This window comes from Desulfotomaculum copahuensis (assembly GCF_001655685.1).
In the GTDB taxonomy this organism is placed as follows: Bacteria; Bacillota; Desulfotomaculia; order Desulfotomaculales; family Desulfovirgulaceae; genus Desulfotomaculum_G; species Desulfotomaculum_G copahuensis.
In genome coordinates this window covers 1-3,050 of sequence record NZ_LYVF01000048.1, presented here as the reverse complement: position 1 = coordinate 3,050, position 3,050 = coordinate 1, and the positions used below count along the sequence as shown (strand labels likewise).

Genomic DNA, 3,050 nt, shown 5'->3' with positions numbered 1-3,050 from the left:
GCTTACCCCCGCCAGCGCAGGTTGGGCTGCCGGGCGGCCGTGGTCTCGTCCAACCGGCCGACCACCGTGGTGTGGGGCGCGCCGTGGATTTTTTCCGGCTCCTCCGCCGCCTCCCGGGCAATCTGCTCCATGGAGGCGATGAAGCGGTCCAGGGTTTCCTTGCTCTCCGTTTCGGTCGGCTCGATCATCATCGCTTCCTCCACGATCAGGGGGAAGTAGATGGTCGGCGGGTGAAAGCCGTGATCCAGCAGGCGCTTGGCCATATCCAGCGTGCGCACGCCGTAGCGTTCCTTCTGCCATTTGCCCGAGATGACGAATTCATGCTTGCAGGCACGGTCGTAGGGAAGGTAAAAATGTTTTTTCAAATGCTGCATCAGGTAGTTGGCGTTCAGGACCGCATCCTCGCTTACCTGTTTCAAGCCGGCCGCGCCCAGGGAGCGGATGTAGGCGTAGGCCTTGACCACCACATTGAAGTTGCCGTAAAAAGAGCGCATCTTGCCGATGCTATGGGGCAGGTCGTAGTTGAAATGGTAGCGCTTCCCGTCATAATCCACCAGGGGCACGGGCAGGAAGGGCACCAGTTCTTTCTTCACCCCCACCGGCCCGGAACCCGGTCCGCCGCCCCCGTGCGGGGTGGCAAAGGTTTTGTGCAGGTTGAAGTGCACCACGTCAAAGCCCATGTCCCCCGGACGGCTGTACCCCAATATGGCGTTGGCGTTGGCCCCGTCGTAGTAGAGCAGTCCGCCGGCCCGGTGCACCAGATCGGTGATCAGGTGGATGTTCTCGTCGAACAAGCCCAGTGTGTTCGGGTTGGTGAGCATCAAACCGGCCACCTGATCGTCCAGCGCCTTTTCCAGCGCGGACACGTCCACCCCGCCCCGGGCGTCGGAGGGGATGGCCACCACCCGGTAGCCGGCCATGGCCGAGGTGGCCGGGTTGGTGCCGTGCGCGGAGTCGGGCACCAGTATTTTTGTCCGTTTGTCGCCGCGCTGTTCGTGGTAGGCGCGGATCAGCAGGATGCCGGTCAGTTCTCCGTGCGCGCCGGCCGCCGGCTGCATGGTCACCCGTTGCATGCCGTCGATTTCGGCCAGGTATTTTTCCATTTCGTAAATCAGCTGCAGTGCGCCCTGGACCAGTTCTTCCGGCAGGTAGGGGTGGATTTCGGTAAAGCCGGGCAGGGCGGCCACTGCTTCGTCGACTTTCGGGTTGTATTTCATGGTGCATGAGCCCAGGGGGTAGAAGTCGGTGTCCACTCCGTGGTTCATGTTGGACAGGGCGGTGAAGTGCCGCACCAGTTCTATTTCGCTCACTTCCGGAAAGGCCGGGGGCTGTTGGCGCCGGGCGGCCGCCGGGATGGAAAGTTCCGCCTGCGGTACGTCGCTTTCCGGCAGGGAGATGGCCTGCCGTCCGGGGGCGCCCAGTTCAAAGATTAATTTCTGCGGTCCTTGCTTCAGCATACCGCCGCCACCTCCTCCAGTGCGCGCGCCAACCGGTCGATTTCATCTTTGGTGCGTTTTTCGGTGACGGCAATCAGCCAGTGACCGGCCAGTTCCGGGTAAAAGCGTCCCAGTTCCGGGCCGGCGGCCAGTTTGTGTTTGAGCAGGGCGGCCTGTACTTTGTCCGGCGGGTAGTCGCTCTTGAGTGTAAATTCTTTGAAATAGGGCGCCTGGAAGGCCGCTGTGAAGCCCTTGATTGCGGACAGGCGTTCCCTGGCATAGGCCGCCTTTTGGGCGCAAAGCTCCGCCACCCGGCGCATGCCCTGCGGCCCCAGGGCGGACATGTGGATGGTGGCCGCCAGGGCACACAAGGCCTGGTTGGAGCAGATGTTCGAGGTGGCCTTTTCCCGCCGGATGTGCTGTTCCCTGGCCTGCAGGGTGAGCACGAACCCCCGCCGGCCGGCGGCGTCGGTGGTGGCCCCGGACATACGCCCGGGCATGCGGCGCAGGTATTTTTCCCGGGCGGCGAAGAAGCCGAATCCCGGTCCGCCGAAACTCACCGGCAGGCCCAGGGGCTGCCCTTCGCCTGTCGCGATGTCGGCGCCGTATTCCCCGGGCGGCTGCAGCAATCCCAGGGAAACGGGATCGACGCTGACGATGAACATTGCGCCGGCCGCGTGCGCCGCCTTTTCCAGGGCGGACACGTCTTCCAGGCAGCCGAGGAAGTTGGGCTGCTGCACCAGTACGGCTGCTGTTTGTGCGCCGATTAACGGCGCTAGATCGCTCACGCCGGTGCTCCCCGCCGCCATGGGCAGTTCGACAATCTGCGCCTGCCGGGGAACCAGGTAGGTTTGCAGTACCCGCCTGTATTCCGGGTGCACGGTGCGGGCCACCGCCAGCTGTTTTCTTTTGGTCTGGACCAGGGCGACGGCGGCCGCCTCGGCCAGCGCGCTGGCCCCGTCGTACATGGAGGCGTTGGCTACATCCATTCCGGTCAGGTTGCAGATCAGGGTCTGAAATTCATAGATCGCCGCCAGGGTGCCCTGGCTGATTTCCGCCTGGTAGGGTGTGTAGGCGGTGTAGAATTCGGAACGGGATAAAAGCGCCGGTACCACCGCGGGGATATAGTGGTCGTAATACCCGCCGCCCAAAAAACAGGTATAGTCAGTGCCGTTTTTATCCGCCAGCCGGCGCATATGGCTGACCAGTTCCGGTTCGGACAACGCCGGCGGCAGGTCCAGTTCCCGCTGCAGGCGGACCGGTTCCGGTATGTCGGCGAACAGGTCCGCCACCGCCGGGACGCCGATGTCCGCCAGCATCTTTTGCCGGTCGGCGGCGGTATTGGGAATGTATTTCAACGGAAGTCAGCTCTCTTTCACCATTTTTTCATAACCGGAAGCGTCCATCAACTTGTCCGCTTCGGAGGGATCGGACATCTCCACCACAATCATCCAGCCGTCTCCATACGGCTCTTTGTTGATCAGGTCCGGGTGATCCATGACCGCGTCGTTGACGTCGACTACTTTGCCGCTGACGGGGGCGAACAGGTCGGAGACTGATTTCACCGACTCTACGGTGCCGAAGGTTTCTCCCGCCGTTACTTCGTCGCCCACT

3 protein-coding genes are annotated in these 3,050 nt (G+C 62.7%); all 3 read right to left on the bottom strand.

From position 1 onward, the window contains the following. Window positions 1–2: 2 nt before the first annotated feature. Window positions 3–1,457 carry an aminomethyl-transferring glycine dehydrogenase subunit GcvPB gene (gcvPB, locus tag A6M21_RS04370; RefSeq protein ID WP_066666678.1) on the bottom strand — a complete coding sequence of 485 codons (1,455 nt, stop codon included), beginning with the start codon at window positions 1,455–1,457 and terminating at the stop codon, window positions 3–5. Next, entirely contained in the window at window positions 1,451–2,794 is a 1,344-nt protein-coding gene (gene gcvPA / locus A6M21_RS04365; protein ID WP_066666677.1) for an aminomethyl-transferring glycine dehydrogenase subunit GcvPA, read from the bottom strand. Before gcvPA ends, gcvPB begins: the two co-directional genes overlap by 7 nt. A 6-nt stretch (window positions 2,795–2,800) precedes the next feature. Beyond that, a partial coding sequence (locus tag A6M21_RS04360; RefSeq protein ID WP_427854601.1) for a glycine cleavage system protein H occupies window positions 2,801–3,050 on the bottom strand: 250 nt, incomplete at its 5' end.